At 68.9% G+C, this 25,350-nt stretch carries 21 protein-coding genes and 2 pseudogenes; 11 read left to right on the top strand and 12 right to left on the bottom strand.

The window, feature by feature from the left end; genetic code table 11:
• Positions 1–564 precede the first annotated feature (564 nt).
• The 8 genes and pseudogenes from ACFJIX_RS02440 to ACFJIX_RS02405 all read right to left on the bottom strand — a co-directional run.
• Positions 565–1,572, bottom strand: a pseudogene (locus tag ACFJIX_RS02440) (patatin-like phospholipase family protein); the annotation flags it as partial.
• Positions 1,573–1,933: 361 nt separating this feature from the next.
• Positions 1,934–4,030 (bottom strand): DUF1631 family protein, encoded by a 2,097-nt coding sequence (locus ACFJIX_RS02435; RefSeq protein ID WP_377157506.1) that lies wholly within the window; start codon positions 4,028–4,030, stop codon positions 1,934–1,936.
• 291 nt (positions 4,031–4,321) lie between these two features.
• The gene (groL, locus tag ACFJIX_RS02430; RefSeq protein WP_377157505.1) at positions 4,322–5,959 is read right to left on the bottom strand and encodes a chaperonin GroEL; all 1,638 of its coding nucleotides are present in this window, start codon (positions 5,957–5,959) and stop codon (positions 4,322–4,324) included.
• 51 nt (positions 5,960–6,010) lie between these two features.
• On the bottom strand, positions 6,011–6,301 hold the full coding sequence (groES, locus tag ACFJIX_RS02425) for a co-chaperone GroES (RefSeq protein WP_297524612.1): 291 nt from the start codon (positions 6,299–6,301) through the stop codon (positions 6,011–6,013).
• A gap of 166 nt (positions 6,302–6,467) precedes the next feature.
• A complete protein-coding gene (locus ACFJIX_RS02420; RefSeq protein ID WP_377157503.1) occupies positions 6,468–6,953 on the bottom strand; it encodes a DoxX family protein in 486 nt (161 codons plus the stop codon).
• A complete protein-coding gene (locus ACFJIX_RS02415; protein ID WP_377157502.1) occupies positions 6,950–7,750 on the bottom strand; it encodes a DNA-binding domain-containing protein in 801 nt (266 codons plus the stop codon). The genes ACFJIX_RS02420 and ACFJIX_RS02415 overlap by 4 nt, the downstream gene beginning before the upstream one ends.
• Positions 7,747–8,595, bottom strand: coding sequence for a DUF692 domain-containing protein (locus ACFJIX_RS02410; protein WP_377157501.1), 849 nt, complete (start codon positions 8,593–8,595; stop codon positions 7,747–7,749). The genes ACFJIX_RS02415 and ACFJIX_RS02410 overlap by 4 nt, the downstream gene beginning before the upstream one ends.
• 13 nt (positions 8,596–8,608) lie before the next feature.
• A complete protein-coding gene (locus ACFJIX_RS02405; RefSeq protein WP_377157499.1) occupies positions 8,609–8,887 on the bottom strand; it encodes a DUF2282 domain-containing protein in 279 nt (92 codons plus the stop codon).
• Between the two features lie 180 nt (positions 8,888–9,067).
• Between ACFJIX_RS02405 and ACFJIX_RS02400 the strand changes: the two genes are divergently transcribed.
• Together ACFJIX_RS02400 and ACFJIX_RS02395 are read left to right on the top strand one after the other, a co-directional pair.
• Positions 9,068–9,613: a sigma-70 family RNA polymerase sigma factor gene (locus ACFJIX_RS02400; RefSeq protein WP_377157498.1), complete on the top strand. Its 546-nt coding sequence runs from the start codon at positions 9,068–9,070 to the stop codon at positions 9,611–9,613.
• Positions 9,610–10,251 (top strand): NrsF family protein, encoded by a 642-nt coding sequence (locus tag ACFJIX_RS02395; protein WP_377157496.1) that lies wholly within the window; start codon positions 9,610–9,612, stop codon positions 10,249–10,251. The genes ACFJIX_RS02400 and ACFJIX_RS02395 overlap by 4 nt, the downstream gene beginning before the upstream one ends.
• 12 nt (positions 10,252–10,263) lie before the next feature.
• On the opposite strand, the gene ACFJIX_RS02390 is transcribed toward ACFJIX_RS02395, so the two are convergent.
• The gene (locus ACFJIX_RS02390) at positions 10,264–10,725 is read right to left on the bottom strand and encodes an Lrp/AsnC family transcriptional regulator (protein ID WP_067283033.1); all 462 of its coding nucleotides are present in this window, start codon (positions 10,723–10,725) and stop codon (positions 10,264–10,266) included.
• Between the two features lie 103 nt (positions 10,726–10,828).
• Between ACFJIX_RS02390 and ACFJIX_RS02385 the strand changes: the two genes are divergently transcribed.
• Positions 10,829–13,099 (top strand): aminotransferase class V-fold PLP-dependent enzyme, encoded by a 2,271-nt coding sequence (locus tag ACFJIX_RS02385; protein ID WP_377157494.1) that lies wholly within the window; start codon positions 10,829–10,831, stop codon positions 13,097–13,099.
• An 896-nt stretch (positions 13,100–13,995) separates the two neighbouring features.
• Here ACFJIX_RS02385 and ACFJIX_RS02380 read toward each other — a convergent pair.
• Positions 13,996–14,202 (bottom strand): annotated as a pseudogene (locus tag ACFJIX_RS02380) (helix-turn-helix domain-containing protein); the annotation flags it as partial.
• A gap of 140 nt (positions 14,203–14,342) precedes the next feature.
• Here ACFJIX_RS02380 and ACFJIX_RS02375 point away from each other — a divergent pair.
• The 6 genes from ACFJIX_RS02375 (at position 14,343) to ACFJIX_RS02350 (ending at position 21,441) form a co-directional block, all read left to right on the top strand.
• Positions 14,343–15,515 (top strand): UDP-glucose--hexose-1-phosphate uridylyltransferase, encoded by a 1,173-nt coding sequence (locus tag ACFJIX_RS02375; protein WP_377157493.1) that lies wholly within the window; start codon positions 14,343–14,345, stop codon positions 15,513–15,515.
• Positions 15,512–16,729 (top strand): galactokinase, encoded by a 1,218-nt coding sequence (galK, locus tag ACFJIX_RS02370; protein WP_377157491.1) that lies wholly within the window; start codon positions 15,512–15,514, stop codon positions 16,727–16,729. Before ACFJIX_RS02375 ends, galK begins: the two co-directional genes overlap by 4 nt.
• Positions 16,730–16,930: 201 nt before the next feature.
• The gene (locus ACFJIX_RS02365; protein ID WP_377157490.1) at positions 16,931–18,334 is read left to right on the top strand and encodes a glycoside hydrolase family 30 beta sandwich domain-containing protein; all 1,404 of its coding nucleotides are present in this window, start codon (positions 16,931–16,933) and stop codon (positions 18,332–18,334) included.
• 7 nt (positions 18,335–18,341) lie between these two features.
• Entirely contained in the window at positions 18,342–19,238 is an 897-nt protein-coding gene (locus ACFJIX_RS02360) for an MOSC domain-containing protein (protein ID WP_377157489.1), read from the top strand.
• Positions 19,235–20,542, top strand: coding sequence for an ABC transporter substrate-binding protein (locus tag ACFJIX_RS02355; RefSeq protein WP_377157487.1), 1,308 nt, complete (start codon positions 19,235–19,237; stop codon positions 20,540–20,542). Before ACFJIX_RS02360 ends, ACFJIX_RS02355 begins: the two co-directional genes overlap by 4 nt.
• Before the next feature lie 23 nt (positions 20,543–20,565).
• Positions 20,566–21,441, top strand: a complete 876-nt coding sequence (locus ACFJIX_RS02350; RefSeq protein ID WP_377157485.1) for a family 16 glycosylhydrolase — start codon at positions 20,566–20,568, stop codon at positions 21,439–21,441.
• A 7-nt stretch (positions 21,442–21,448) separates the two neighbouring features.
• On the opposite strand, the gene ACFJIX_RS02345 is transcribed toward ACFJIX_RS02350, so the two are convergent.
• On the bottom strand, positions 21,449–22,213 hold the full coding sequence (locus tag ACFJIX_RS02345) for an SDR family oxidoreductase (RefSeq protein WP_377157483.1): 765 nt from the start codon (positions 22,211–22,213) through the stop codon (positions 21,449–21,451).
• Between the two features lie 94 nt (positions 22,214–22,307).
• Between ACFJIX_RS02345 and ACFJIX_RS02340 the strand changes: the two genes are divergently transcribed.
• Positions 22,308–23,249 carry an AraC family transcriptional regulator gene (locus ACFJIX_RS02340; protein WP_377157481.1) on the top strand — a complete coding sequence of 314 codons (942 nt, stop codon included), beginning with the start codon at positions 22,308–22,310 and terminating at the stop codon, positions 23,247–23,249.
• Complete coding sequence (gene yddG, locus ACFJIX_RS02335) at positions 23,236–24,138, top strand: aromatic amino acid DMT transporter YddG (RefSeq protein WP_377157479.1); 903 nt, start codon at positions 23,236–23,238, stop codon at positions 24,136–24,138. Before ACFJIX_RS02340 ends, yddG begins: the two co-directional genes overlap by 14 nt.
• A gap of 91 nt (positions 24,139–24,229) precedes the next feature.
• Here the strand turns inward: yddG and ychF are convergent, their stop codons facing one another.
• Positions 24,230–25,321: a redox-regulated ATPase YchF gene (gene ychF, locus ACFJIX_RS02330; protein WP_377157477.1), complete on the bottom strand. Its 1,092-nt coding sequence runs from the start codon at positions 25,319–25,321 to the stop codon at positions 24,230–24,232.
• Positions 25,322–25,350 lie beyond the last annotated feature (29 nt).

Below are 25,350 nucleotides of genomic sequence, written 5' to 3'. Positions count from 1 at the left end.
GACGACGGTCCGGAACCGGAAGCCGCGCTCGTAGCTGGTCCAGCGCAGCTTGCCCATCTCGGGCGTCGCCACCGTGATCAGGTCGGGCTTGGCGTGCCGGATCTGGCTGATCACGCCCAGCCGGACCTCGCCCCAGCGTCCCCACGGCTGACCGACATCCAGTCCCACGGAAGCGTCGCGCCGCACCAGCCGCGCCTGGCCCAGGCTGGCGTTGTCCGGATCGTTGTCGTCATAGACGATCTGCTTGCGCTGGTTGGCCTCGCCCCAGGCGCTGACGAACCAGTCGTCGGCCACGCCCAGCTTCAGGCCCAGCGGGTGGTACAGCTCGGTATAGAGCCGCGGCGTCTCGCCGATCGTGATCTGGTTGCGCCACTCGGTGCCCTTGTCGGTCAGCCAGTGGCGGTTGTGGCTCAGGCGCAGGTTGAAGAAGCTGTCGCCGCCCGAGTCGGTCGACAGGTCCATGCCCACGCGGAAGTAGTTCGGCCCCCAGGGCTTGTCTTCCATGTTGAAGACCAGCGTCTCGCCCTCGGCGCGGTGCTCGACGTGATAGTCGACGCGGTTGTAGTCGCCGCTGGAGGACAGGAAGCGCATGTCGCGCTCCGCCGTCTCGTTGTTGAAGGGCTGGCCCGGCTTCGATTCGAGCTGGCTGCGGAAGCGCTCCGGGTTGGTGTTGTCGGAGCCTTCCAGCTTCACCGCGGCGATGAACACGCCCGGCGCCTTGGTGCCGATGCGCGCGATCTGCCAGTCCGTGTAGGTCCGCTCGTCGACGGCGTAGGCGCGCAGCTGCGGCAGCATCGCCTCGGCGGCTTCCTCGCCGGCGCGGATCAGGTCGCGGACCTTGTCGAAGTCGCCCGACGTCAGCTTGCCCAGCTTCGGCGTGATCAGCAGGTCCTCGCCGGCGGACATGCTGGCAATGGAGCGCTGCACGTTCTGCTCGGTGAGGATGTTGATCATCTGCGCGGTCAGCCCGAGCAGCGAGTTCAGCGTGTCGCGTCCGCCCACCGGCGTGCCGACGTTCACCGCGATCAGGCGCGTCGCGCCCATCTCGCGGGCCACGTCGACCGGCAGGTTGTTGACCAGGCCGCCGTCGCCGAGGATGCGGTCCTCCCATTCGACCGGCGCGAACACGCCGGGCACGCTCATGCTGGAGCGCAGCGCCAGCGCGAGGTCGCCTTCGGCCAGGATGCGCTCGTGGCCGTTCTCCATGTCGGTGGCGACGGCGCGGAAGGGCGTCGGCAGGTGGTCGAACTGATGCACGTCGCGCACCGGCAGCGTCAGCCGGCGCAGCAGCGCCTCGAGCCCGCGGCTGGAGAGCGTGCCGGTGGGGACGCGGACCTCGCCGTCGCGCAGGCCGAACTCGATCGTCGCGGAGAACTCGAAGTCCTCCTCCTTGCGGCGTTGCGACAGGTCCTGGCGGTCGACGCGGCTCGCGAACAGCCGGTCCCAGGCGATCCGCGACAGCTCGCGGTCGAGGTCGTCGGCCGACATGCCGCTGGCGTAGAGCCCGCCGATGATCGCGCCCATCGAGGTGCCGGTGACGATGTCGACGGGGATGCGTTCGCGTTCGAGCACCTTCAGGATGCCGACGTGCGCCAGACCGCGCGCGCGCGCCGCCCGAGAGCACCAGCCCGAGCTTGGGCCGCTGGGCCTGGTCGGCCGCGGGCGTCGCCACCGGCCCGGGCGGGGGGTTGGGCGGCACCGTCTGGGCGAGGCCGGCGACCGGCGCGGCGAGCGCGATCAGGGCGACCGCCAGCGCCAGGCGGCACTGGCCACTCAGGCGCAGAAGGCGACGAACGCGGGGAAGGACGCGGGGATCTCGGGACAGGGCGGACATCGGGCTGCGGGACAAGCTCGCGGCGACGGCGCGAGGCGGGCGCATTGTGACCCGAACCTGGCCCGCGGGCAGGCCCCGGCGGCGTCCCGACGGTGTCCGTCAGTGATCGTTGCCGTTGGGCGGGGCGCGGTCCAGGTCCAGCATCAGCGTGCCGATCGCGCGCTGCAGCAGCGGCTCGTCTTCCAGCTGCGTGATCAGCCCGTTGGCGACCAGCTGTTCCAGCGCGCCGCGCGTGACCGAGTGGCGCTCCTCCGACGCCTGGCCGACGAACAGGAACATCTGGCGGCTGTCGCTGATCCACGCGATCTGCGCGGTGATCCACTCGCTCTGGTGGAAGAAGTGGTACCAGCCGCCGATGTGCACGCCGGCGATCCAGTCCTGCAGCGCCGCGTGCGCGTGGGGCGAGTGCTCCTCGCTGTAGAGCGCCACCGGCACCGTCGGCAACTGGCCGCGGTCGACGCGCTCGTAGGCCCAGCGCGAGGGGAGTTGCGACTCGCGTTCGTCGAGCAGTTGCTGCAGCAGTTCCTCGGACGTCTGCGCCGGGCGTCGCGGCGACGGGGCGGCCGGGGCGGCCTCCTCCACGGCCGGCAGTCCGCGCAGCACCCGGCCGTGCTGGCGCATCAGCTCGTCGAGGAAGGTCTGCCGCTGCATCTGCGGCAGCGCGATGGCATCCATGCCGCGGTCCAGCGCGCGGACGAGGTCCGGCAACTGGACGCGCAGGCGCGTGCGCGCCGCCTCGTCCGGCTGCGGCGACACGCTGTGCAGCAGCGCGTCCACGAGCTCGATGTAGGTCTGCGGTTCCGAGGCATCCCGGCCGTGCTGGACCATCGCCTGCGCGATGACCTCGACCCAGGGGCCGAGCAGGAAACGCCGCATCAGCTTGCCCGCCTGGGCATCGTCGAGCTGGTGCTGCAACTGGTCGCGCAGCATCCGTTGCCATTCCTGGCGGCGCTGCTCGCGGTCCAGGCGCTCGAGCGCCACCGCGCTGCGCTGGCCGCGGGCCTCGGCCTGCGCGCGGATGTGGGTGTCGACCTCGGTCAATGCCTGCTGGAACTGCAACGCGGAGGGATGCGCGCTGTCCAGCAGCGGCTGGATCACGCGTTCCAGGAATTGCAGGAAGGCCTTCAGTTCCGCATCGTCGCTGCGCTGGAAGCCCGCGCCGTGCGCGGCCAGGCGGTTCAGCAACTGCCAGGTCGGATGGTCCTGGCGACGCAGCAGCGAGGGATCGGTCTTGGACAGGCGCACGATCGCGACCTGCAGTCGACCCATCAGGACCTTCAGCGGCGGCTGCAGGCTGTCGTCGGCCAGGATCTGGTCATACAGGCGCGACAGCAGGTCCGTGCCCGGCGCGCCGATGCCCGGCCCCAGCTTGGGCGGGGGGGCGGACAGGGCGCCCGCCGGCGGAGTGGGCGAACCAGGGACTGCGGCGCGCGCCGATCCGAGCTCGGCGGCGCGCGTGTTCATCAGGTCCAGCTTCATCGCGACCTGGTCCAGCGTTGCGTTCTGCGTCGGCGTGTCGGTCAAGGTCTTGAACTGGCGCAGGCGCAGTTCCGACTCCTTGAGCGCCGACCCGTGGCTGGTCAGCATGCCGCTCAACTGCGCCTGTCTCAGGCCCTGGCAGAGCAGGGTGTAGATCGGCTGCAGCTTGGTCGCCAGCGGATGCGCGGCCATGCGCATCAGCGCATAGCGGCCGTCGGCGTCGAGGTCCACGCCTTCGATGGCGCGTGCCAGCGCCTGTGCGAACAGCGCGGCCCGCAACGGGTTGTCGTTCTTCAACGGCCGCGCGATGCCGCGCAGCGCGGCGAAGAAGTTGCCCAGCTGATGCAGCTCAGCTCGGGACTGGTCTTCGATCGCGGTGATCACGTGGGCGATCGCGACGTCCTTCAGGGCCTGGCTCTCATCGACGAGGCTGAAGGACAGTTCGCCGCCGCGTGAGACGGGGCGCTCCCGCTGCAGCGGATCGCCGCCGTCGCGGGCCGTCTTCAGCAGGAGGTTGAGCGAGCCTTCGAAGTCGGACGCGAAGCTCGCGCGCCGCTTGGACCATCCGGCCAGCAACTGGTGATGTTCGAGCCTGCTCTTGAGCTCATCCTGCAGGCCGTTGTAGACCGCGTGCGCCAACGCGGGCACATGCGCGAGGGTGTCGTCGAGCAGGGACTGCAGGGAGGGCGAAGACGCTTGGACCATCATTTGTGACAAGTTGTCAGCTGCATTATGGTCGCCCCTGATTCAGGTGACATCCCCTGGGGCACGGGGACGTGCGGCCTGGGGAAAGCCTGATGGCCGCGCGACCTGGCGGCCGGCGGTGACCATGATGCTGAGCGGATGCTGCAGCGGATATTGGCAATGGTCGAGCCTACGTCGTATCGAAGCGCAACCGACTCATCTTGCACGAACGAAAAAAGGGGTCGCCGAAGCGACCCCTTTCGAGAGCGTGGGTCCCGAGCGTGACGCGCGGTGGGACCACCGCGCGCCGTGCTCAGGCGGACATCACATGTCCATGCCCATGCCGCCCATGCCGCCAGGCATGGCCGGGCCGGCGGACTCGTCCTTCGGCGCTTCGGCGACCATGCACTCGGTCGTCAGCATCAGCGAGGCCACGGACGCGGCGTTCTGCAGCGCGGTGCGGGTCACCTTGGTCGGATCCAGGATGCCCATCTCGATCATGTCGCCGTAGGTGCCGTTGGCCGCGTTGTAGCCGTGGTTGCCGGAGCCGGCCAGCACGGTGTTGACGACGACGGAGCTTTCTTCACCGGCGTTGTAGACGATCTCGCGCAGCGGGGCTTCGATGGCCTTCAGGATCAGCTTGATGCCGGCGTCCTGGTCGGCGTTGTCGCCCTTGATCGTGCCAGCGGCCTGACGGGCGCGCAGCAGCGCGACGCCGCCGCCGGCCACGATGCCTTCTTCAACGGCGGCACGGGTGGCGTGCAGCGCGTCTTCGACACGGGCCTTCTTTTCCTTCATCTCGACTTCGGTGGCGGCACCGACCTTGATGACGGCGACGCCGCCGGCCAGCTTGGCCACGCGTTCCTGCAGCTTCTCGCGGTCGTAGTCGCTGGTGGCTTCCTCGATCTGGACGCGGATCTGCTTGACGCGCGCTTCGATGTCGGCGCCGGCACCGTTGCCGTCGATGACGGTGGTGTTTTCCTTGCCCACTTCGACGCGCTTGGCCTGGCCCAGGTCAGCCAGCGTGACCTTCTCGAGCGACATGCCGACTTCCTCGGCGATCACCTTGCCGCCGGTCAGGATGGCGATGTCTTCCAGCATGGCCTTGCGGCGGTCGCCGAAGCCCGGGGCCTTCACGGCGACGACCTTCAGGATGCCGCGGATCGTGTTGACGACCAGGGTCGCCAGCGCTTCGCCGTCGACTTCTTCGGCAATGATCAGCAGCGGACGGCCCGACTTCGCGACGGCTTCCAGCGTCGGCAGCAGGTCGCGGATGTTGGAGATCTTCTTGTCGTAGAGCAGGACGAACGGGTTGTCCAGGATCGCCGACTGCTTTTCCGGGTTGTTGATGAAGTACGGCGACAGGTAGCCGCGGTCGAACTGCATGCCTTCGACGATGTCGAGCTCGTTGTCCAGGCTCTTGCCGTCTTCGACGGTGATCACGCCTTCCTTGCCGACCTTGTCCATCGCCTTGGCGATGATCTCGCCGACGTCGGCGTCGGAGTTGGCGGAGATGGTGCCGACCTGGGCGATTTCCTTGGAGGTCGTGGTGGCCTTGGAGGCCGCCTTCAGCTGCGTGACCAGGGCGGTGACCGCCTTGTCGATGCCGCGCTTCAGGTCCATCGGGTTCATGCCGGCGGCCACGTACTTCATGCCTTCGCGGACGATGGCCTGGGCCAGGACCGTGGCGGTGGTGGTGCCGTCACCGGCGTTGTCCGAGGTCTTGGAAGCGACTTCCTTGACCATCTGGGCGCCCATGTTCTGCAGCTTGTCCTTGAGCTCGATCTCCTTGGCGACCGAGACACCGTCCTTCGTGACGGTGGGGGCGCCGAACGAGCGCTCCAGCACCACGTTACGGCCCTTGGGGCCCAGCGTGACCTTGACCGCGTTGGCCAGGATGTTCACGCCTTCGACCATGCGGGCACGGGCCTCGCCGCCGAAGACAACGTCTTTTGCTGCCATGTGTATCTCTCCGAAATCTTTATCTGGATGAAGGTCTGTCGCGGTCGTCGATTACTTGGCGATGACGGCGAACAGGTCTTCCTCGCGCATGACGAGCAGCTCGTCGCCGTCGACCTTGACGGTCTGGCCGCTGTACTTGCCGAACAGGACGCGGTCGCCGACGGCGACGTTCAGGGCGATGAATTCACCCTTGTCGTTGCGCTTGCCCGGGCCGACGGCCAGCACTTCGCCCTGGTCGGGCTTCTCGGCGGCGTTGTCGGGGATGACGATGCCGGAGGCCGTCTTGGTTTCGTTTTCCAGGCGCTTAACGATCACGCGATCGTGCAGAGGACGCAGTTTCATCAGATCTCCTTGACTAATGCAGACTTGCTTCAAGGACCCGCCGTGCGCTCAGCGCACAAGCCAGTCCATCACAAGAAGTAAGCCCCTCAGCCAGGGCCTCGGGGCTTGTTAGCACTCGACCATCGCGAGTGCTAGCAGGGAGATTATATGGACCGGTCTTGACGTTTCAAGGGCGCGCTTGAATACCGCGGCTGAATAGGTGGTCCAGCGACCACCGGCCGGGGCCCCGACCCAGGAGATACAGCATCGGCGCCGCCCAGCTCAGATGCGTCGGCCAGCCCGACGGATAGACGAAGGTCTGGATCACCGCCGTCATCCCCAGCACGCCGAGGGCGGCCAGGCGCGTGAACAGCCCCAGTACCAGCAGGATCGGCAGGAGGTGCTCCGCGCCCGTGGCGAGATAGGCGGCCCATTCCGGCGGGATCAGCGGGAGCGCGTAGTCCTGGCGGAACAGCAGGAAGGTCGTGTCGGTCAGCGTGAACCAGCCCTCGACCTTGGTGCGGCCGGACAGCCAGAACACGCCCGCGATGCTGAATCGGCAGGCCAGCGCGATGAGGTCATGCGAGATGAGGCGCTCCAGGCGCTGGCGGATCGTGGCCAGCGACCAGGTGGTGTCGCGTCCGGTGCGGGATGTGGAGTTGATCGTGTTCATGACGGGATCTCCATGACGCCGGTGAAGGCGCCTTGATTGAGCAGACGGCCCAGCGCGGCGCCGGGGTCGAAGGCGGGGAGGCGGGCCTGGATGGTGTCCAGCGCTTCGCCGAGCGGTGTGCCGTCGGCGCAGGCGTCGAGCAGGGCGCAATCGGCGGCATCGATCTCGAGCGCGATGACCGCGCCGGAGGGCCGCGTCAGCAGCGCGCCCTGGCCCTGCCAATGCGGTGGATTCGGATCGGCGCCTTGGGTGCGTGCCGCGTTCCAGAGGCTGAATGCCGGCCAGCCGGCGCACCAGCGCCATCGCGCCGCGGGGTGCGGCACCAGCCGCGACGCGGCGAGTCGTTCGGCTTCGAGTCCTGCGATGGCCGGTACCTCGAGTACCGGCGCATCGGCCGACACGTGGCTCTCGCTCCAGAGCCGGTCCAGGCGCGCGACCTCGCCAAGCCAGGGCAGTTCGCTGCCGGCGAGCGCCACATCGAGGAACGCGGGGAAGCGCGCGCCGTAGTGCTGGAGGTCGCCGCCCGTTGGCGGGTCGGCCCGCACCGCGTCGAGTGCCACCGCCTGCATCCACGCATCGCCGGTCAGCCGGTGTACGGCCGGATAGAGCGAGATCAGCGCATCCGCGCAGCCTTTCAACATGGTGTTGCGATAGACGGCGAAGCCGGGCTGAGCGGCCGCCGATGCGGGGCGGGCAGTGTCGTCCTCCGGCGCGGCCCAGAGGTCACGCCAGAACGTTTCCTGAAATCTGGCGAGCGACTCAAGCGCCGGCTCCGCGCGCGATTCGATGCGCGTCATGCGAGCACCTCATGAGGCGCGCGTGTTGCCGCGTCGAGTGCTGACTGAGCCTGTCTGCGTTCGGCGATCAACTCGGCGAAGGGCGGCAGGTTGCCGTCGCGCTCGACCAGGGTCGGTCTGGGACCGATGCGAGCGGTCAATCGCGCCAGCAACGTCCAGACCGGCGCCGCGACGGCCGCGTCGTGGCTGTCGATCAACAGCCCGGTGCTGGCGTCCGCGTCGGCACGGTGCCCGGCGACGTGGATTTCCATCACTGCATCACCGTCGACCGCATCGATCCACGCCGAGGCGTCGATGCCGAGGTTGCTTGCGGACACGAACACGTTGTTCACGTCGACCAGCAACCCGCAGCCGGTGCGGCGGACGAGTTCATGCAGGAAATCGACCTCGCCCCATTCGTGGGAGAGGGACAGGTAATGCGTGGGGTTCTCGATGGCGACACGGCGCTGCAGCGCGTCCTGCATGCGGGAGAGGTTCGCCGCGACATGACGCAAGGCCTCCGTCGTGCGCGGCACCGGCAGCAGGTCCGGTGCATACGCCCCGCCGAAGCGGCTCCACGCCAGATGCTCCGACACCAGCGCCGGCTGCAGCCGGTCCGCCAACGCGGCGAAGCGCCTCAGATGCTTGGGATCCGGCGGCGCCGTGCCGGCCAGGGACATCGACACCCCATGCAGCGACAGCGGATGTGTCGCCCGCAGGGTCTCGAGCAGCGCCAGGCGCGGGCCGCCCGCGACGAGGTAGTTCTCGGGGTGGACCTCGAACCAGAGTCCCGGATCACGCGCTGCCAGCGCGTCTTCCGCGAACTCCGGTTTGAAGCCCAGGCCGGCGCCCAGCGCGTGTGTCATGAGGGCGTGCCGCTCAGGACTTGATCGCGGAGAGCGAGCCCATGCCCTTGGGGGTCTTGATCGTCGTGCAGGTGCCGGCGGGGACGTACTTCCACGCGTTGGCCTGGTAGTCCATCTTGGCGGTGCCGGCGCAGGTGGTGCCGGGGCCGGCGGCGCAGTCGTTCTTGCCGGCCATGGCGACGCCGTAGCAGCGTTCCTTCTCCGCGGCGGCAGGCTTGGCGTCCTGTGCCATGGCGGAGGCGGACAGGGCGGTCAGGGTGACCAGGGCGAGGCTCAGGGTGGTCGACTTCATGGGGGCACTCCTTGTGCGGGTGGATAGTGGGTTTGCGTGATGAACGCGCCGATTGGTCCGTCGCATCCGAGGGTTAGTTCGTGCCATTTGCGCCGGGGGTTACAGCGCCGCCCGGAAATTTCCAGGTTCTTTTTTTCGAGCCCCCTGTAACCTTCCGGCCCCATGACGCGAATAGATCCCGTGATCGCGACAGAACATGAGTTGCACGACCTCTTCCTGGCCGGGCTGGACGGAGATGCGGGGGCTTACCACCGCTTCCTCCAGCGCCTGGGGGCGCTGCTGCGCGGCTACTTCCGGCGGCGACTGCAGCAGCTGCCGGACGAGGTCGAGGATCTGGTGCAGGAGACGCTGATGGCCGTGCACGCGCAACGTCAGACCTACCGCCGCGGCGAGCCGCTGACGGCCTGGGTGCATGCGGTCGCGCGTTACAAGCTGGTCGACCTCTGGCGTCGTCGCGAGCGGCACGACGCGCTGAACGAGCCGCTCGACGACGACCTCGCGGTGTTCGCGGCCGCCGACCACGAGGCCGGCGATTCGCGCCGCGACCTGAGCCGGCTGCTGGATCGATTGCCGACCAACCAGCGCCTGCCGATCCTGCACACCAAGGTCGAGGGGCTGTCGGTCCAGGAGACCGCCCAGCTCACCGGGCTGAGCGAGTCGGCGGTGAAGGTCGGGGTGCACCGGGGATTGAAGACGCTGGCGCGACTGTGGAAGGACATGACATGAAGACCGACGACCTGATCGGACTGCTGGCGCAGGATGCCGGCCCGGTGCCGAAGCGCACCGGCGAGCGGCGCTTCGCCGTCGCGCTGCTGGTGGGTGTGGCGCTGGCGCTGGCGTGGGTGCAGGGCGCCTTCGGCATCCGCGCCGACCTGGCCGAAGTGATGGGCACGGCGGTGTTCTGGCAGAAGGTGGCGATGCCGCTGGCGGTGGCCGCGACCGGCCTGGTCGTGGTGTTCCGTCTCGGCCACCCCGGGGCACGGATGAACGGCTGGTGGCTGGGCGTGTGGCTGCCGGTGTCGCTGCTGTGGATCTGGGCGGCGGTGGTGCTGTGGATGGCCGAACCCGCCGCGCGCGTGCCGCTGGTGCTGGGCACGACGTGGCGGGTCTGCGTGTTCAACGTGACGGCGACGGCGCTGCCGATCGGCGTCGGCCTGTTGTGGGCGCTTCGCGGTCTGGCGCCGACGCGGCCGGTGCTGACCGGGGCGGCGGCAGGCTGGCTTGCGGGCGCGGTGGGCGCGTGCGTCTACTCGCTGCACTGCCCCGAGATGGGCGCCCCATTCGTCGCGATCTGGTACGTGCTCGGGATGGGCATGTCGGCGGCGCTGGGAGCGCTCGCTGGGCGACATTGGCTGAGATGGTGAGCGGACCAGCCGTCACGCGATATACGACAACGGCAACGCCGTCGTGAACTTCAGCTCCTCCATCGCGAAGCTGGAGCTGACGTCCGACAGCTGCGTTCCCGCGATCAGCCGGCGATAGACCTGGTCGTAGGCCGCGATGTCCGGCACCACCACGCGCAGCAGGTAGTCCACGTCGCCGCTCATCCGGTAGAACTCGACGACCTCCGGGATCGCCTCGATCGCCGCGCGGAACTGGTCGAACCAGGCCTGCGAGTGCACGTTCGTCCGCACCGACACGAACACCGTCACCCCGACGTTCACCTTCTTCGGGTCCACCAGCATCACGTTGCGGGTGATCACGCCCGACTCCTTCAGCCGCTGCACCCGACGCCAGCACGGCGTCGTCGACAGCCCGACCTCCGCCGCCAGCTCACTCACCTGCACGGACGCGTCCCGCTGCAGGACATCGAGAATCTTTCGGTCGATGGAATCCAGTTTCGTCATGTTGGCCAACCTTGGAATTCAATTGCCGAAATCGGCCAAGGAAAGATGGATTTTGCACGTGGATTCCAAGCGTGAATTCTGACAATCGACCACCATGGAAATCTACCTCGACGCCAACGCCACCACCCCCGTCCTGCCGCAGGCCCGCGACGCCGCGCTCTCCGTGATGGCGGACGCGTTCGGGAACCCGAGCAGCATCCACGGCAGTGGTCTCAAGGCCCGGGCGCGGCTTGACGCGGTCCGCGCCACCGCGCGGCGCGTGCTGGGCGCACCGGGCGGCCGGCTGGTCTTCACCAGCGGTGCGACCGAGGGCATCCAGACCGCCGTGCTGTCCGCGCTGACCGCGCTGCGACAACGGCGCGAGGCCGGCCAGGCCATCCCGCCGCAACTGCTCTACGGCGCCACCGAGCACAAGGCCGTGCCCGAGGCGCTCCGGCACTGGAACACGCTGCTGGGCCTGGACCTGGACGTCGTCGCGATCCCTGTCGGCATCGACGGCCGCCATGACCTTGCCTGGCTGCGCGCGAACGCTTCCTCGGCCGGCCTGGTCTGCACGATGGCCGCCAACAACGAGACCGGCGTCATCAGCGACCTCGATGGCATCGCCGACGCGCTGCGCGGCTCCGGCGCGCTCTGGCTGGTGGACGGCGTGCAGGCGCTCGGCAAGCTGCCGCTGCAACTCGGCGAACGCGCGATCGACTACGCGCCGTTCTCCGGCCACAAGCTCTACGCGCCCAAGGGCGTCGGCATGCTCTACGTCCGCGAGGGCGCCCCGTTCACGCCGTTGATGGCCGGCGGCGGGCAGGAGGGCGCGCAGCGCTCCGGCACCGAGAACATGGCCGGCATCGCCGCGCTGGGTGCGGTGCTGGAGGCGCTCGAAGGCGGCGGCGTGTTTGCGTCGCTCGGCCAGTTGCTGGACCGTCGCCAACGCCTGGCCGACGCGCTGCGCGAGGCCTTCCCCGGCGTCGTGTTCAACGCGCCGTTCGACATCAGCCTGCCGACGACGCTCAACGTCTCGGTCCCCGGGCTGAGTGCGAAGCTGCTGCTCGACCTGTTCGACGCCGCCGGCCTGCGCGTCAGCGGGGGCTCTGCTTGCGGCGCGGCGAAGGCGGCGCCGAGCTACGTGCTGCAGGCGATGGGCCTGCCGGCGTGGCGAGCCGGCGCCGCGGTGCGTCTGTCCTTCGGCGCGGCCGATGCCGAGTCGACCATCGATGAAGCCTGCAGACGCCTGCGCGCCTGTGGCGAGTCGCTGCGCGCGACCTGCCAGACGCCGGCACCGAATGAGACCCCGCAGGCACCGGAGCTGCTCACACGCTTCGCCGTCGATGGCGCCTGCTGCTACGTCGTCGCCGATGTGTCGAGCCGCCGCTGCGTGGTCGTCGACCCGCTGCCCGAACTCACCGGCACGCTGGCGCAGTGGATGCGATGTCGCGGGCTGACCTTGGCCGCGGTGCTGGACACGCACAGCCATGGCGACCATGCCTCGTCCGCGCAGGCGCTGCGCGACGCGATGACGAGCCTGCTCGCCGAGGAAGCGCTGGCCGATCGCGTCGACGCCCTGGGCTGGCCGAAGGGCAACGAGGTGATCGCGCTTGGCGCGCATCGGCTGTCGCGTCTCGCGATCCCCGGCCATACGGAAGATTCCACCGCCTACCTGCTGCACGCGGGCGGCGAACTGATCTCGGCCTTCGTCGGCGACATGGTGATGGCGGGCGCGCTGGGCCGTAGCGATTTCGAGCAGAGCGCGCCGGCCGCCTTCGGCCCGTCGTTGAAGACGCTGGAGCGCAATGTCGGCCTGAACGGCCTGCTGCTGCCCGGACACGACTACGACGACCGCTTTGCGACGACGCTTGCCGTGGAATGCGGCGCGCAGCCGCTGCTCGACGGCGTGCTGAAGGGGCGCCTGAGCGCTGAGGCTTTCGCGATCGGCAAGGGCGTGCTGGAGCGCGACCTCGCGCCCACCGAGTACCAGACGATGGCCTGCGGCGCGCGCGTGGACTGCGCGCGGGCGACGGAGCGCGTCGAACTCGACGTCGGGAGCCTGCAGTCGATGTTGGGCGACGGCGTCGGACCGAAGCCGGTGCTGGTCGACGTGCGCGAGGCCTACGAGGCGCGCATGAGCCCCACCGACGAACTCGCGCCCGAGGCGGTGCCGCTGTCGGCGCTGATCAACGCACTGCCGCGCTGGCGTGCGCTGCCGGAGCAGACGCCGGTGATCTTCTTCTGCCGCAGCGGCAACCGCAGCGCGCAGGCGGCGCGGGCGTTGCGCCGACTCGGCCACGGGCAGGCGTGGAGCCTGGCCGGTGGCCTGGCGCTGTGGCCGACCACCCGGACAGCCACGACGCTTGACGCCATCGCGATCTGAGCGCGGTGTCGTCGATAACAAGTGTGCTTGTTGCTGACGGGCCGCGTCAGACGCCGCGAGCGCGTCAGTAGCGCCGTGAACCCTGAGCCGCTCAGCGCATCTCGCGCGGCGGTCGAGACGACACCGAGGCGTCCGCGGCGACCGCATCGGGGCCGTGCCCGCGCGGGAAGTCGAACGCGATCCGCATGACGATGTCCTGCGGGTAGTTGCCGAACTTGCGGCCGAACAGGTTGAGACCGCCGCGGTTGCGGGCGTCGTCCTTGACGCCCAGTCGCACCTTGATGTGATTCGTCTGCGGCAGATCCAGGTCGCCGATCTTCACCGCGCCCAGCGCGACGCCGTCGATCATCGAGCCCTGCTCCCCCCACGCTCCACTGCTTGAGCAGCCCGTGCGTCGTGCGGTCGACCTGCCACCAGCCCGGCATCAGCAGCGAGGGCTTGCCGCCGTAGTCGCCGGGGCTGGTCCAGGTGCCGATCTCCTTGTCGTTGATCCAGAGCGTGATGTCGGAGGGCCAGTCCTCGTTGAACTGCGGCGCCTCGGAGCAGATCTCCATCGACAGCTCGAGGTGATTGGGCACCGCGCCGTAGGGCAGGTTGTTGGGGAAGGCGTAGTCCACGTAGCCCGAGCCGCCGAACCACAGCAGCTGCGCGTAGACATGCTCGGGCTCGAAGAACGAGCGCGAGTCGTCCAGCATGCCGATGATCTTGCTCTCGCTGACCAGGCCGCAGGTGGGCTTGGCCTCGACGTGACGGTAGCTGCCGATCGGCATGCTGATCGAGATGACGTTGGGCTGCGACTCGATCGCCGCGCCGGGCAGGCGCAGACGCACCTCGTCGTAGCGCTTGGAGCAGAGCTTCTGCCGACCGCGCGTGCCGGGTTCCACCTCCACCGAGACGAGGCCCACGGCCTGCAGCTGGTTGATGTTGAAGCTCACCGTCGAATGCGGGAGGTTCATCGCCGACGCCAGCTCCGACACGTTCAGCACCTGGTGCGTGAGCAGGCCCAGCATCGCCTGGCGCGTGTCCGAGGCGAGGGCCTTGGCGACGGCCAGCGCCGCGTCTCCCTCCACCGTCAAGACCCGGCTGCCCGAGACCTCCACCATCGCGCGTTCCCTGTTGTCTTGTTGCGGCCCATCGCTTTGGACCCAATGAATTGGCGAGTTTATGAGATGTGCCCTGTTGCTCTGGGGACCCGGGTGAAGTTCTGCCATTAATAACAAATAAATTCGTGATAATCGCCGACATGAACCCGGTACACCACGACGGGCGAGTCGCCGACATCGCCACCCCCGCTGAGTCCCCCGAGGGCGTTGCGTTGCGGGCCGACCGGCCTGGCCGCGTCCACCGTCGGCGCAATCCGCTGAACGGCCGTCACGTGCTGGTCTCGCCACACCGCACGTTGCGTCCTTGGCAGGGCGCACAGGAGTCGATCGACGACGCGCCCCTGCCGAGCCACGACCCGACCTGCTACCTGTGCGCCGGCAACGTCCGGGCGAACGGTCAGCGCAATCCGGACTACACGGGGACCTTCGTCTTCACGAACGACTTCGCGGCGCTGCAGCCGCCGCAGGGGGACGAGGCGACCCTTGCTGTCCCTGACGAAGCGGGTGCCGACCTGCTGCAGTCGACACCGGTCGCCGGCGAGTGCCGCGTGCTGTGCTTCTCCCCCGATCACGCCCGCACGCTGCCGGAACTCGAGTTGCCTGAACTGCGCGCCGTCGTGCGGGCCTGGATGGATCAGTCCGCGGACATGGGCGCGCGCCATCGCTGGGTGCAGGTCTTCGAGAACAAGGGCGCGGCGATGGGCTGCTCCAACCCGCATCCGCATGGACAGGTCTGGGGCCTGGATCAGTGGCCCGACGAGGCCGTGCTCGCAGACGCGCATCAGCGCGAGTACCTCGACCGGCACGGCGAACCGCTGCTGGTCCGCTACGTCCGCGATGAGCTGGCCGCGGGCGAGCGCTTGGTCGTCGAGACCGGGCACTGGGTCGCCGTCGTGCCGTACTGGGCCGCGTGGCCGTTCGAGACGCTGCTGCTGCCCAAGGCCCCCACCTTGCGGCTCGACGCGATGACGACGGCGCAGGCGGACGATCTCGCCGTCGCCTTGCGCCGCCTGACGACGCGCTACGACAACCTGTTCCAGTGTTCGTTCCCGTATTCGATGGGCTGGCACGGCGCGCCGCACGGCGCCGGACAGCCGGACGACGACGCCAACCGCCACTGGCAACTGCACGCACATTTTTATCCGCCGCTGCTGCGCTCGGCGACGGTGCGCAAGTTCATGGTCGGCTTCGAAATGCTCGGCGAGGCGCAGCGCGACCTCACGCCGGAGACCGCCGCGCAGCGGCTGCGCGAGGTCAGCGACACCGTGCACTATCGGCAGGCGCGCCGCGCCGCGCAGGCGGAGGGCGCATGAGCCAGGACCGTCCAGCGACACCGCGCGAGCGCGCGGTGCAAGGCTTCGAACGCGCATTCGGCCGGTCGCCCGAGCGCCTGACCCGCGCCCCGGCGCGCGTCAACCTGATCGGCGAGCACACCGATTACAACGAGGGCTTCGCGATGCCCTGCGCGATCGACCGCGACACGGTCGTGGCAGCGGCGCGGCGCGACGACGACATCGTCGACGTCATCGCCTGCGACCTGTTGGCCGAGCCTGGCGGGGCGAGCGTGGGCGTTGTGGGTCGGGATGCCCAGGGTGCGCGCGGTCGCTTCTGCATCGCCGACGCGGCGGACGTCTCCGCCAGTCCCCAATGGCTGCGCTACGTGCAAGGCATGGTCGCGGTGCTGCGCGAGCAGGGCCATGCCGTCGGCGGCGCGACGCTGTCGATCGCGGGCAACGTGCCGCAGGGCGCGGGGCTGAGCTCGTCGGCGTCGCTGGAGATGGCGATCGGTCACGCGTTCTCCGCGCTCAACGGCTGGACGCTGCCGCCGACGACGATGGCGCTCGCCGGCCAGCGCGCCGAGAACGTCTACGCCGGCTGCCGCTGCGGCGTGCTGGACCAGCTGTCCTCGTCGCTCGGTGTGAAGGGCCAGGCGTTGCTGATCGACTGCCGCAGCCTGGAGGTCCGTCCGATCCCGATGCCCGAGGACATCGCGGTGCTGGTCGTCGATTCGAAGATCCAGCGCGGCCTCGTCGACAGCGAATACAACCTGCGCCGGCAGCAATGCGAGGCCGCGGCGAAGGGGCTCGGCGTGAAGGCGCTGCGCGACGTCGACGACGCGCTGTGGTCGCGGCTGGGCGGGCAGCTCGACCCCGTGGTGCGTCGCCGCGCGCGCCACATCATTTCCGACAGCCAGCGCTGCGCCGGCCTGGCCGACGCGCTGTCGCGCGGCGACCTCGCCGCGATCGGCCACCTGATGCGCGAGTCCCACGAGTCCATGCGCGACGACTTCGAGATCACCGTCCCCGCGATCGATGCGCTCGCCGCGCTGATGCAGGACGTCATCGGCGAGCACGGCGGTGCGCGCATGACCGGCGGCGGCTTCGGCGGCTGCGTCATCGCACTCGCACCGCGCGCGATGGTCGACGAGATCCGCGTTGCGGTCGAACGCGGCTACCGCTCGCCGGATGGCCGCGCCGCGGAGTTCCACGTCTGCGCCGCGTCCGACGGCGCGGGCGTGCTGGCATGAGCGCCGCGGACGCGACCAGCGTCGCGACCGACACGACCGACACCACTCGCGCTGTCAGGGCTTGCGGGAGAAGGTGAGGGCTAGCGGCCGCGTGAGGCCTCCGGGCCATCCCTGAATTGACCGTCACGCCGACTGCCTCTATGCTCGGGTTATGAAAGCGCTTTCAAGCGCCGTTCAGAACACGACAACAAAGGTAGTTCGATGACGGAGACAACTTCAGCGGGTGCGCGTGCGTCCCTGCGATGGACGCTGTCCGCAAAAGGCGCGGACCTGGCGAGCTCGACGCGCCTGGCGGCGCAGCCCGAGCTGGCGCTGCAGGCGGTGGCGCAACTGATGGCCGATGCCGCGATCGCGGGCATGCCCAAACTGGTGGTGAACAGCGCACGTCGCTTCCAGCGCATCGAGGGCTTCGGCGGCGCGTTCACCGAAGCTGCCGCGACGACGTGGCAGAAGCTTCCGCCCGCCGAGGCGAACGCGCTGCTGCGCGCCTACTTCGACGCGAACGCGGGGCACGGCTACACGTTCAACCGTGTGCACATGAACAGCTGCGACTTCTCGCTGGGCAACTACGCGCATGCGGACGTGCCGGGCGACGAGGCGCTGACGCACTTCAACATCGACCGCGACCGCCGCGCGCTGCTGCCGATGATCCAGGCCGCGATGAAGGTCGCGCCGGGCCCGATGAAGCTGCTGGTGTCGCCGTGGAGTCCTCCGGCGTGGATGAAGACCAACGGGCAGATGAACAACGGCGGCAAGCTGCTGCCGCAGTACGCGAAGGCCTGGGCGCAGTGCTACGTGAAGTTCATCCAGGCCTATGAGGCCGAAGGGGTGCCCGTCTGGGGCGTGTCCGTGCAGAACGAGCCCGACGCGGTGCAGCGCTGGGACTCGTGCGTCTACACCGCGGAGGAGGAACGCGACTTCGTCCGCGACCATCTCGGCCCGGCGTTGCACGCGGCGGGGCTGCAACGGATCAAGGTCGTCATCTGGGACCACAACCGCGACCAGATGGTGCAACGCGCGGACGTCGTGTACTCGGATCCCGAGGCCGCGAAGTACGTGTGGGGCTGCGGCTTCCACTGGTACGTCGAGGACCACTTCGACCACGTCGGCCTGCTGCATGACGCCTATCCCGACAAGCAGCTGCTGTTCACCGAAGGCTGCCAGGAAGGCGGACCGCACATCGGCTCGTGGAACACCGGCGAGCGCTACGGGCGCAGCATCCTCAACGACCTGAACCGCTGGACGGTGGGCTGGATCGACTGGAACCTGCTGCTCGACGAGACCGGCGGACCGAACCACGTCGGCAACCTGTGCAGCGCGCCGATGCTCGCGGACCGCGAGCAGGACCGGCTGATGCCGCAGAGCTCGTACGACTACCTCGGCCACTTCAGCCGCTTCATCAAGCCGGGCGCATTCCGCGTGCTGTGTTCGGCGAGCAGCCAGGACCTCGAATGCACCGCCGCGGTCAACGAGGACGGCAGCATCGCCGTCGTCGTGATGAACCGCAGCGAGCGGGAGCATCGCTTCACGCTGCGCATCGACGGCCAGGCGGGCGTCGCGGCGCTGCCGCCGCGCTGCATCGCGACCTACGTGCTGCCGCGCTGAGGTCGACGTGGACCGGACCTCCGTCATCGCCGCCATGGCCGCCATCGACGGCGATCCCGCGGCGGTGTCGTCCACGGCCTATGCCTGCGTCGACGCGTTGTACGTGTATCCGGTGAAGTCCTGCGCCGGGGTGCGCGTCTCCGATGTGCGCTTCGACGAGGACGGCCGGATCGTCGGCGACCGCGAGTGGATCGTCGTCGACGCGCGCGGCGAGCTGGCGTGGCTCGGTTCGCACCCGAAGCTGGCGCTGCTGCAGCCCAAGCTGCTGGCTGATGCGCTGTTGCTGTGCGCGCAGGGACAGCAGCCGCTGCGGCTGTCGCGCGAGGCGGAGGGCGCGGCGACGTATGCCCTGATCTGGCATCCGGAGGAACACCGCATGGTGAGCCATCGCGGTCGGGATGCCGGCGCCCTGGCGGCGCAGTTCCTGCGCGAGGTCACCGGCCACGACCTCCGGCTCGTGAAGCTCGATCGGAACGCGGCGCCGGCGACGGCGGCGAACGCGCTGCACGCGGTTTCCACGGGATCGGTGGTCGAGCTCAACGAGCATCTGGCCGCGGAAGGACTCGCTCGCGTCGACGTGCGGCGGCTGCGGCCCAACCTCGTGCTGCGCGGCATGCAGGAGGCGCTGGTGCCGTTCATCGAGGAACACCTGATGCAGTTGGTCTGGCGGGACGGCGAGGGCTGGTGGCGCCGCATGACGCACGCGGCGGCCTGCGAGCGCTGCGTCGTGCCCAACGTCGATCCGGACACCGGCGAGGCGCAATCCGGCATCGACACGGCCATGGCGGCGCTGAGCGCTCAGCGCTGGCCCGGACAGGCGTCGCGCTTCGGCGTCTATCTGCGACCGCCGCCCGGCGGCTCGCTGAGTGAAGGCACGATCATGACGATGGAGCTCGACTTTTGAGCGCGAAGAACGGACGCGACGGGCGCGTGCGCCAGGGCCTCACCCGACGCGGGATGCTCGCGGCGATGACGGCGCCGGCGTGGTCGGGCGTGCTGGTCGTTCCCGCCTTGGCGGCGGCGCGCGAGGTGCTGACGATCGCGGCCTTCCCGCTGATGGACGAGATCGCCAAGGCGGCGATTCCGGCGTGGCAGGCCATGCATCCAGACGTGGAGCTGCGCATCCTGATGCGCCAGTACACCGACCATCACACGGCGATGACGACCGCGCTGTCGACGGCGGTGGGGCTGCCGGACGTGATGGCGCTGGAGTCGAGCTTCGTCGGTCGATTCGCGCAGGGCGGCGGGCTGGAGGATCTGCGACAGCCGCCGTTCGGCATCGAGGCCTACCGCCCGCGGATCGTGCCGTATGCGTATGACCAGGCGATCGCACGCAGCGGCGCGGTGGTCGCGATGCCCGCGGACATCGGGCCCGGCACGATGCTGTACCGCAAGGACATCCTCGAGCGCGCAGGCGTTCCCCCGGAGGAACTGACGCGCAGCTGGGACAGCTATGTCGCCGCGGGCGAGCGCATCAAGGCGCGCACCGGCGTGTACCTGATCGCCAACGTGCAGGAGATCAAGGACATCCTGATCGCCGACGGGCTGCAGCCGGGCGAAGGCATCTACTTCGACACCGAGTCGCGCGTGCTGGTGAATTCGCCGCGCTTCGAGCGCGCGTTCGAGGTGTCGCTGCGCGCCCGGCAGAAGGGTCTCGACGCGAAGGTGCCGGCGTGGTCCAACGACTGGGGCGCCGGCTTCAAGCAGGGACGCCTGGCGACGGAGTTGTCGGGGGCGTGGCTCGTGGGGCAGCTCAACGCGTTCGTCGCGCCGGAGACCAAGGGACTGTGGCGCGCGGCGTCGCTGCCCGGTGGATCGCATGCGCCGTATGGCGGCACCTTCTATGCGATCGCGCGCAAGTCCGCGCCGTCGCGCAAGCTGCTGGCATGGCGCTTCATCCAGATGATGACGCTGGACCCGAAGCAGCAGCTGCAGGCGTTCAAGTCCTACGACGCCTTCCCGGCGCTGCGCGACGTCCACGACGACCCGTTCTTCAGCGAGCCGGTGGACTTCCTCGGCGGGCAGCGCGCGCGGCTGCTGTGGCGCGACGACGCGTTGCGCATCACCGCGCTGCCGGTGCACAAGCAGGCCAAGTTCGCGGAGGAGGTCGTGCAGACCGAGCTCGACAAGGTGCTGCGCGGACAGAAGACGATCAAGGCGGCGCTCGCGGATGCCGAGCAGCTGCTGCAGCGGCGCGCGAAGCGCTGAATACCAATACGGAGACCTCGTTCATGAAGCAACGACTGACGCGGCGCTGGGCCGCCTTGCCCTTGCTGGCGGCGCTGGCGATCGACGGCGGCGCGGCGCTCGCGCAGGCGCAGACGGCGACGGCGACGGGGAAGGGCGGCGCGGCGACCGGCCCGATCGGACTGCCGGCGGGGTACACGCTGGTGTGGTCCGATGAATTCGACAAGGGCGCGTTGCCGGACGAGTCGAAGTGGGCCTACGACACCGGCATGAACAAGCAGGGCTGGCACAACCGCGAGAAGCAGTACTACGCCGGCCCGCGCGCGGAGAACGCCGCGCTGAAGGACGGCCGGCTGGTGATCACGGCGCGCAAGGAATCGCTGTCGTCGCAGCCCGACTGGGGCGGCCAGAAGTACACGTCGACGCGCCTGATCACGAAGGGCAAGGCCGAGTGGACCTACGGCTACTTCGAGATCCGCGCGAAGCTGCCTTGCGGGCAGGGCACCTGGCCGGCGATCTGGATGCTCGGCAGCCAGGGCGACTGGCCCGCGTCGGGGGAGCTCGACATCCTGGAGCACATGGGCCAGAAGCCCGACTGGGTGTTCAGCACGGTGCACACGACGTCGGGCCACGGCGGGCATGGCGTCGGCGACGGCAGGAAGCTCGCCACGGCCTGCGGCGAGTTCCACAACTACCAGATGCTCTGGACGCCGAAGGAGATCCGTTTCGGCATCGACGGCCAGGTGCACGCGGCGTATCCGAACCTGGGCAAGGGAACGGCGCAATGGCCGTTCGACAAGCCGCAGTTCCTGATCCTCAACCTCGCGATCGGCGGCGACCTCGGCGGGGAGATCGACGACGGCATCTTTCCAATCGGGTACGAGGTCGAGTACGTGAAGGTGTATCAGGCGGGGAAGTGATCTCGCGTCAGTTCGTTGCCAACGAGGTCGCCAACGCCACCGCATCCGCCCCCGCCGGAATCCGCATCGGCGCCTGCGGATCCGTGACCGCGCGCCAGACGGCCTCGGCCACGTCCTGCGCGTGGGTCACCGGCGTGGACGCGTCGCGGACCGCGGCGAAGACGCGATCGCGGAATTCCACGTAGGCCTCCGGCACGCCGGGGCTCATCAGCTTGCGCGCGTTGTCGCCGAAGCTCGTGCTCGGCGAGCGGCCCGGCAGCACGAGCCGGGCGCGGATGTTGAAAGGCTCGAGCTCCAGCGCGAGCGACTCGGTGAACGCATTCACCGCCGCCTTGCTGCCGGTGTAGACCGAGAGCAGCGGCAGCGACTTCAGCGTCACGCTCGACGTGACGTTCACCACCACACCCGCTCGGCGCTCGCGGAACTGCGGCAGCACCGCCTGCGTCATCGCGATCGTGCCCAGCACGTTGGTTTCGTAGAGAGCGCGCGCGTTGGCCATGTCGACGGCCTCCAGCGGCGACAGGAGGCCGACGCCGGCGTTGTTGACCAGCGCATCGATCGGACCGGCATCCCGGAGGCATTGGCGGATGCTCTCGGCATCGGTGACGTCGAGCGGCAGCACGCGCAGCAGCTCGGAGCGCGGCAACAGGTCCTCGCGCGGCGTGCGCATCGTCGCGACGACGCGCCAGCCCTTGTCGAGGAAGAAGCGCGCGGTCTCGAGGCCGAAGCCGGACGAGCAGCCGGTGATCAGGACGGTGGAAGTGCGGGACATCGGGAACTCCTTCGCTTGGGGATGTCCGCACGATAGAGGGCGCAATCCGGACTGACTACACTGCGTAGTCCATTCCTTTGTCGAGATCGTCCAGATGGTCGACCCGTTGGCCGAAGTCGTGTCCCTGTTGCGGCCGCAGGCGCCGTTCTCGAAGCTCGTCGTCGCTTCCGCGCCCTGGGCGGTGCGCCGCAGCGAAACAGGCCGTCCGTTCTACTTCGTCGCGCTCGAGGGTTCGTGCCACGTGACGATCGACGGGCCGTCGCACAGCGACACGATCACGATCCATCCGGGCGACTTCGTGCTGATTCCGGCCGCGCGCAACTTCTCGACCTCGAGCCTGGATCGCCCGCCGCCGCGCGAGGGCGAGCCCGTCACGACCCCGATCGCGCCGATGCCGGGCGGCGCGCGCATCGGAGATCCGAACGGGAAGGTTGACATGAGGATGCTCGTCGGCAACTGCGTGCTCGGCTCGCCGGACGCGGAACTGCTGGTGTCGCTGCTGCCGCAGTGGGTCCACGTGCGCGGCGAAAGTCGCCTGTCGACGCTGGTCCAGCTCGTCGGCGACGAATCCCGCGCCCATCGGCCGGCGCGCGAGATCGTGATGTCGCGGCTGCTGGAGGTGCTCCTCATCGAAGCCTTCCGCTCGACGGCGAGCACGGCGCAGACGCCGGGCCTGGTGCGCGGCCTGGCCGATCCGAAGCTGGCGTCGGCGCTGCGGCGCATGCACGAATCGCCCGCGATGCCATGGACGGTCGTCGAGCTCGCGAAGGAGGCGTCGATGTCGCGCTCCGCCTTCTTCGAGCGCTTCAGCCGTGCGGTGGGCATTGCGCCGATGGCCTACCTGCTCGCGTGGCGCATGGCGCTCGCCAAACAATGGCTGCGGCAACGCGAGCTGTCGATCGCGGAGATCGCCGAGCGCGTCGGCTACAGCGCCGTCGGCCCGTTCGGCGTGGCGTTCACGCGGCACGTGGGCATGCCTCCCGGACGATTCGCCAGAAACGTCGCCCTGAACGAAAGCATGAATGTCGAAGTCTGACCTGTCGAAGGGCGCCACGCTGCTGGGCCTCGTGGCCATCCTGTTCTGGAGCACCTCCGTCGGCGTCACGCGCAGCACGATCGAATTCCTCGGCCGGACCGGCGCGCCCGCGGTGCTGTTCACCGTGTCCGCGCTGCTGCTCCTGCCGACGCGCACTTCGCTGCGCGAGCTGCCGCGTCGTTATCTCTGGCTCGGCGCCGCGCTGTTCGTGGGGTACGAGCTCTGCTTCGTGCTGGCGCTCGGGTTCGCGCGCACGCGCCACGAGGCCATCGAGGTCGGCATGGTCAACTACCTCTGGCCCAGCCTCACCGTGCTGTGCTCCGCGATCGCCGACCGCAAGCGGCCGAACGCGCTGATGCTCGCCGGACTGGCGCTCGCCTTCATCGGGGTGATCACGGCGTCCTCGCCGCCGGAGGGACTGTCGCTCAGCCGCTTCTTCCACAACGCCGCGTCGAATCCGCTCAGCTACGGCCTCGCCTTCATCGGCGCCATCGTGTGGGCCCTCTACAGCACCTGCACGAAGCACATGGCCAAAGGCAAGAACGCGCTCTGGTTCTTCATGGCGCTGAGCGCGGCGGGCTTCTGGATCGTGCACATGCTCAACGCGGAGCGCCCGCCGATGAATTGGACGACACACATCGTCATCCAGGTCGCGCTCGCGAGCGCGGCGGTGACGCTCGCCTACACGCTCTGGAACATCGGCGTGCTGCGCGGAAACATCCATGTCCTCGGCCTCGCCGCGAACGGCACGCCGCTGATGTCGGCGCTGTTCGCGTCGGTGCTGCTGAGCGCGCCCCTGCCGCTGATCTTCTGGGCTGGGGCGGGCTTGGTGGCGATCGGGTCGTTGATTGCGGGAGTGGGGCTTCGGTCGGCGCGACCGGGCGCCTGAGCGCGGTGCTCCGCGGCCGATCCGCATTGGCTGCATGTGAAATGAAAGACGCCCGCAGTTGCGGGCGTCTTGGGGTCCGGCGAAAGGGCGGTCAGACGTTGAACAGGAAGTTCAGCACATCCCCGTCCTTGACGACGTAGTCCTTGCCTTCCGCGCGCATCTTGCCGGCGTCCTTGGCCGCCTGTTCACCCTTGTACTGGATGAAGTCGTCGAAGGCGATCGTCTGCGCGCGGATGAAGCCGCGCTCGAAGTCGGTGTGGATCACGCCGGCCGCCTGCGGCGCCGTGTCGCCGACGTGGATCGTCCACGCCCGCACTTCCTTCACGCCCGCCGTGAAGTAGGTCTGCAGACCCAGCAGCTTGAAGCCCGCGCGGATCAGGCGGTTCAGGCCCGGCTCGTCCTGGCCCATCTCGGCCAGGAACATCGCGCGGTCCTCGTCTTCCATCTCCGACAGCTCGGCTTCAGTCTTCGCGCAGATGGCCACGACCGGCGCGTTCTGGCCCGCGGCGTATTCCTTCAGGCGGTCCAGGAAGGGGTTGTTCTCGAAACCGTCTTCCGCCACGTTGCCCACGAACATCGCCGGCTTGGCCGTGATCAGGCACAGCGGCTTCAGGATGACCAGCTCTTCCTTGCTGAAGTCGATCGACCGCACCGGCCTGGCCTGGTCCAGCGCGACCTGGCACTTCTCCAGCACCTTCACCAGCGCCGCCGCTTCCTTGTCGCCCGCGCGCGCCACCTTGTTGTAGCGGTGCAGGCTCTTCTCCACCGTCCCCAGGTCGGCCAGGCACAGCTCGGTCTGGATCACCTCGATGTCGGAGATCGGGTCCACCTTGCCGTTGACGTGGATCACGTTCGGGTCCTCGAAGCAGCGCACCACGTTCACGATCGCGTCGGTCTCGCGGATGTGCGACAGGAACTGGTTGCCCAAGCCTTCACCCTTGGACGCCCCCGCCACCAGCCCCGCGATGTCCACGAACTCGACGATCGCCGGCACGATGCGCTCCGGCTTCACGATCTCCGCCAGCTTCCCCAGGCGCGGATCGGGCAGCTCGACGATGCCGACGTTCGGCTCGATCGTGCAGAAGGGGTAGTTCTCGGCGGCGATGCCGGCCTTGGTCAGCGCGTTGAAGAGGGTGGACTTGCCGACATTGGGCAGGCCCACGATGCCGCATTTGAGGCTCATGGTTGGCTTTCGGGGGAAATGCTGGGAAT

The organism is Roseateles sp. UC29_93, from assembly GCF_042695725.1.
Lineage (GTDB): Bacteria > Pseudomonadota > Gammaproteobacteria > Burkholderiales > Burkholderiaceae_C > Roseateles > Roseateles noduli_A.
Note: the sequence above shows the minus strand (reverse complement) of the source record. Positions and strands in the feature narration are given on the sequence as shown.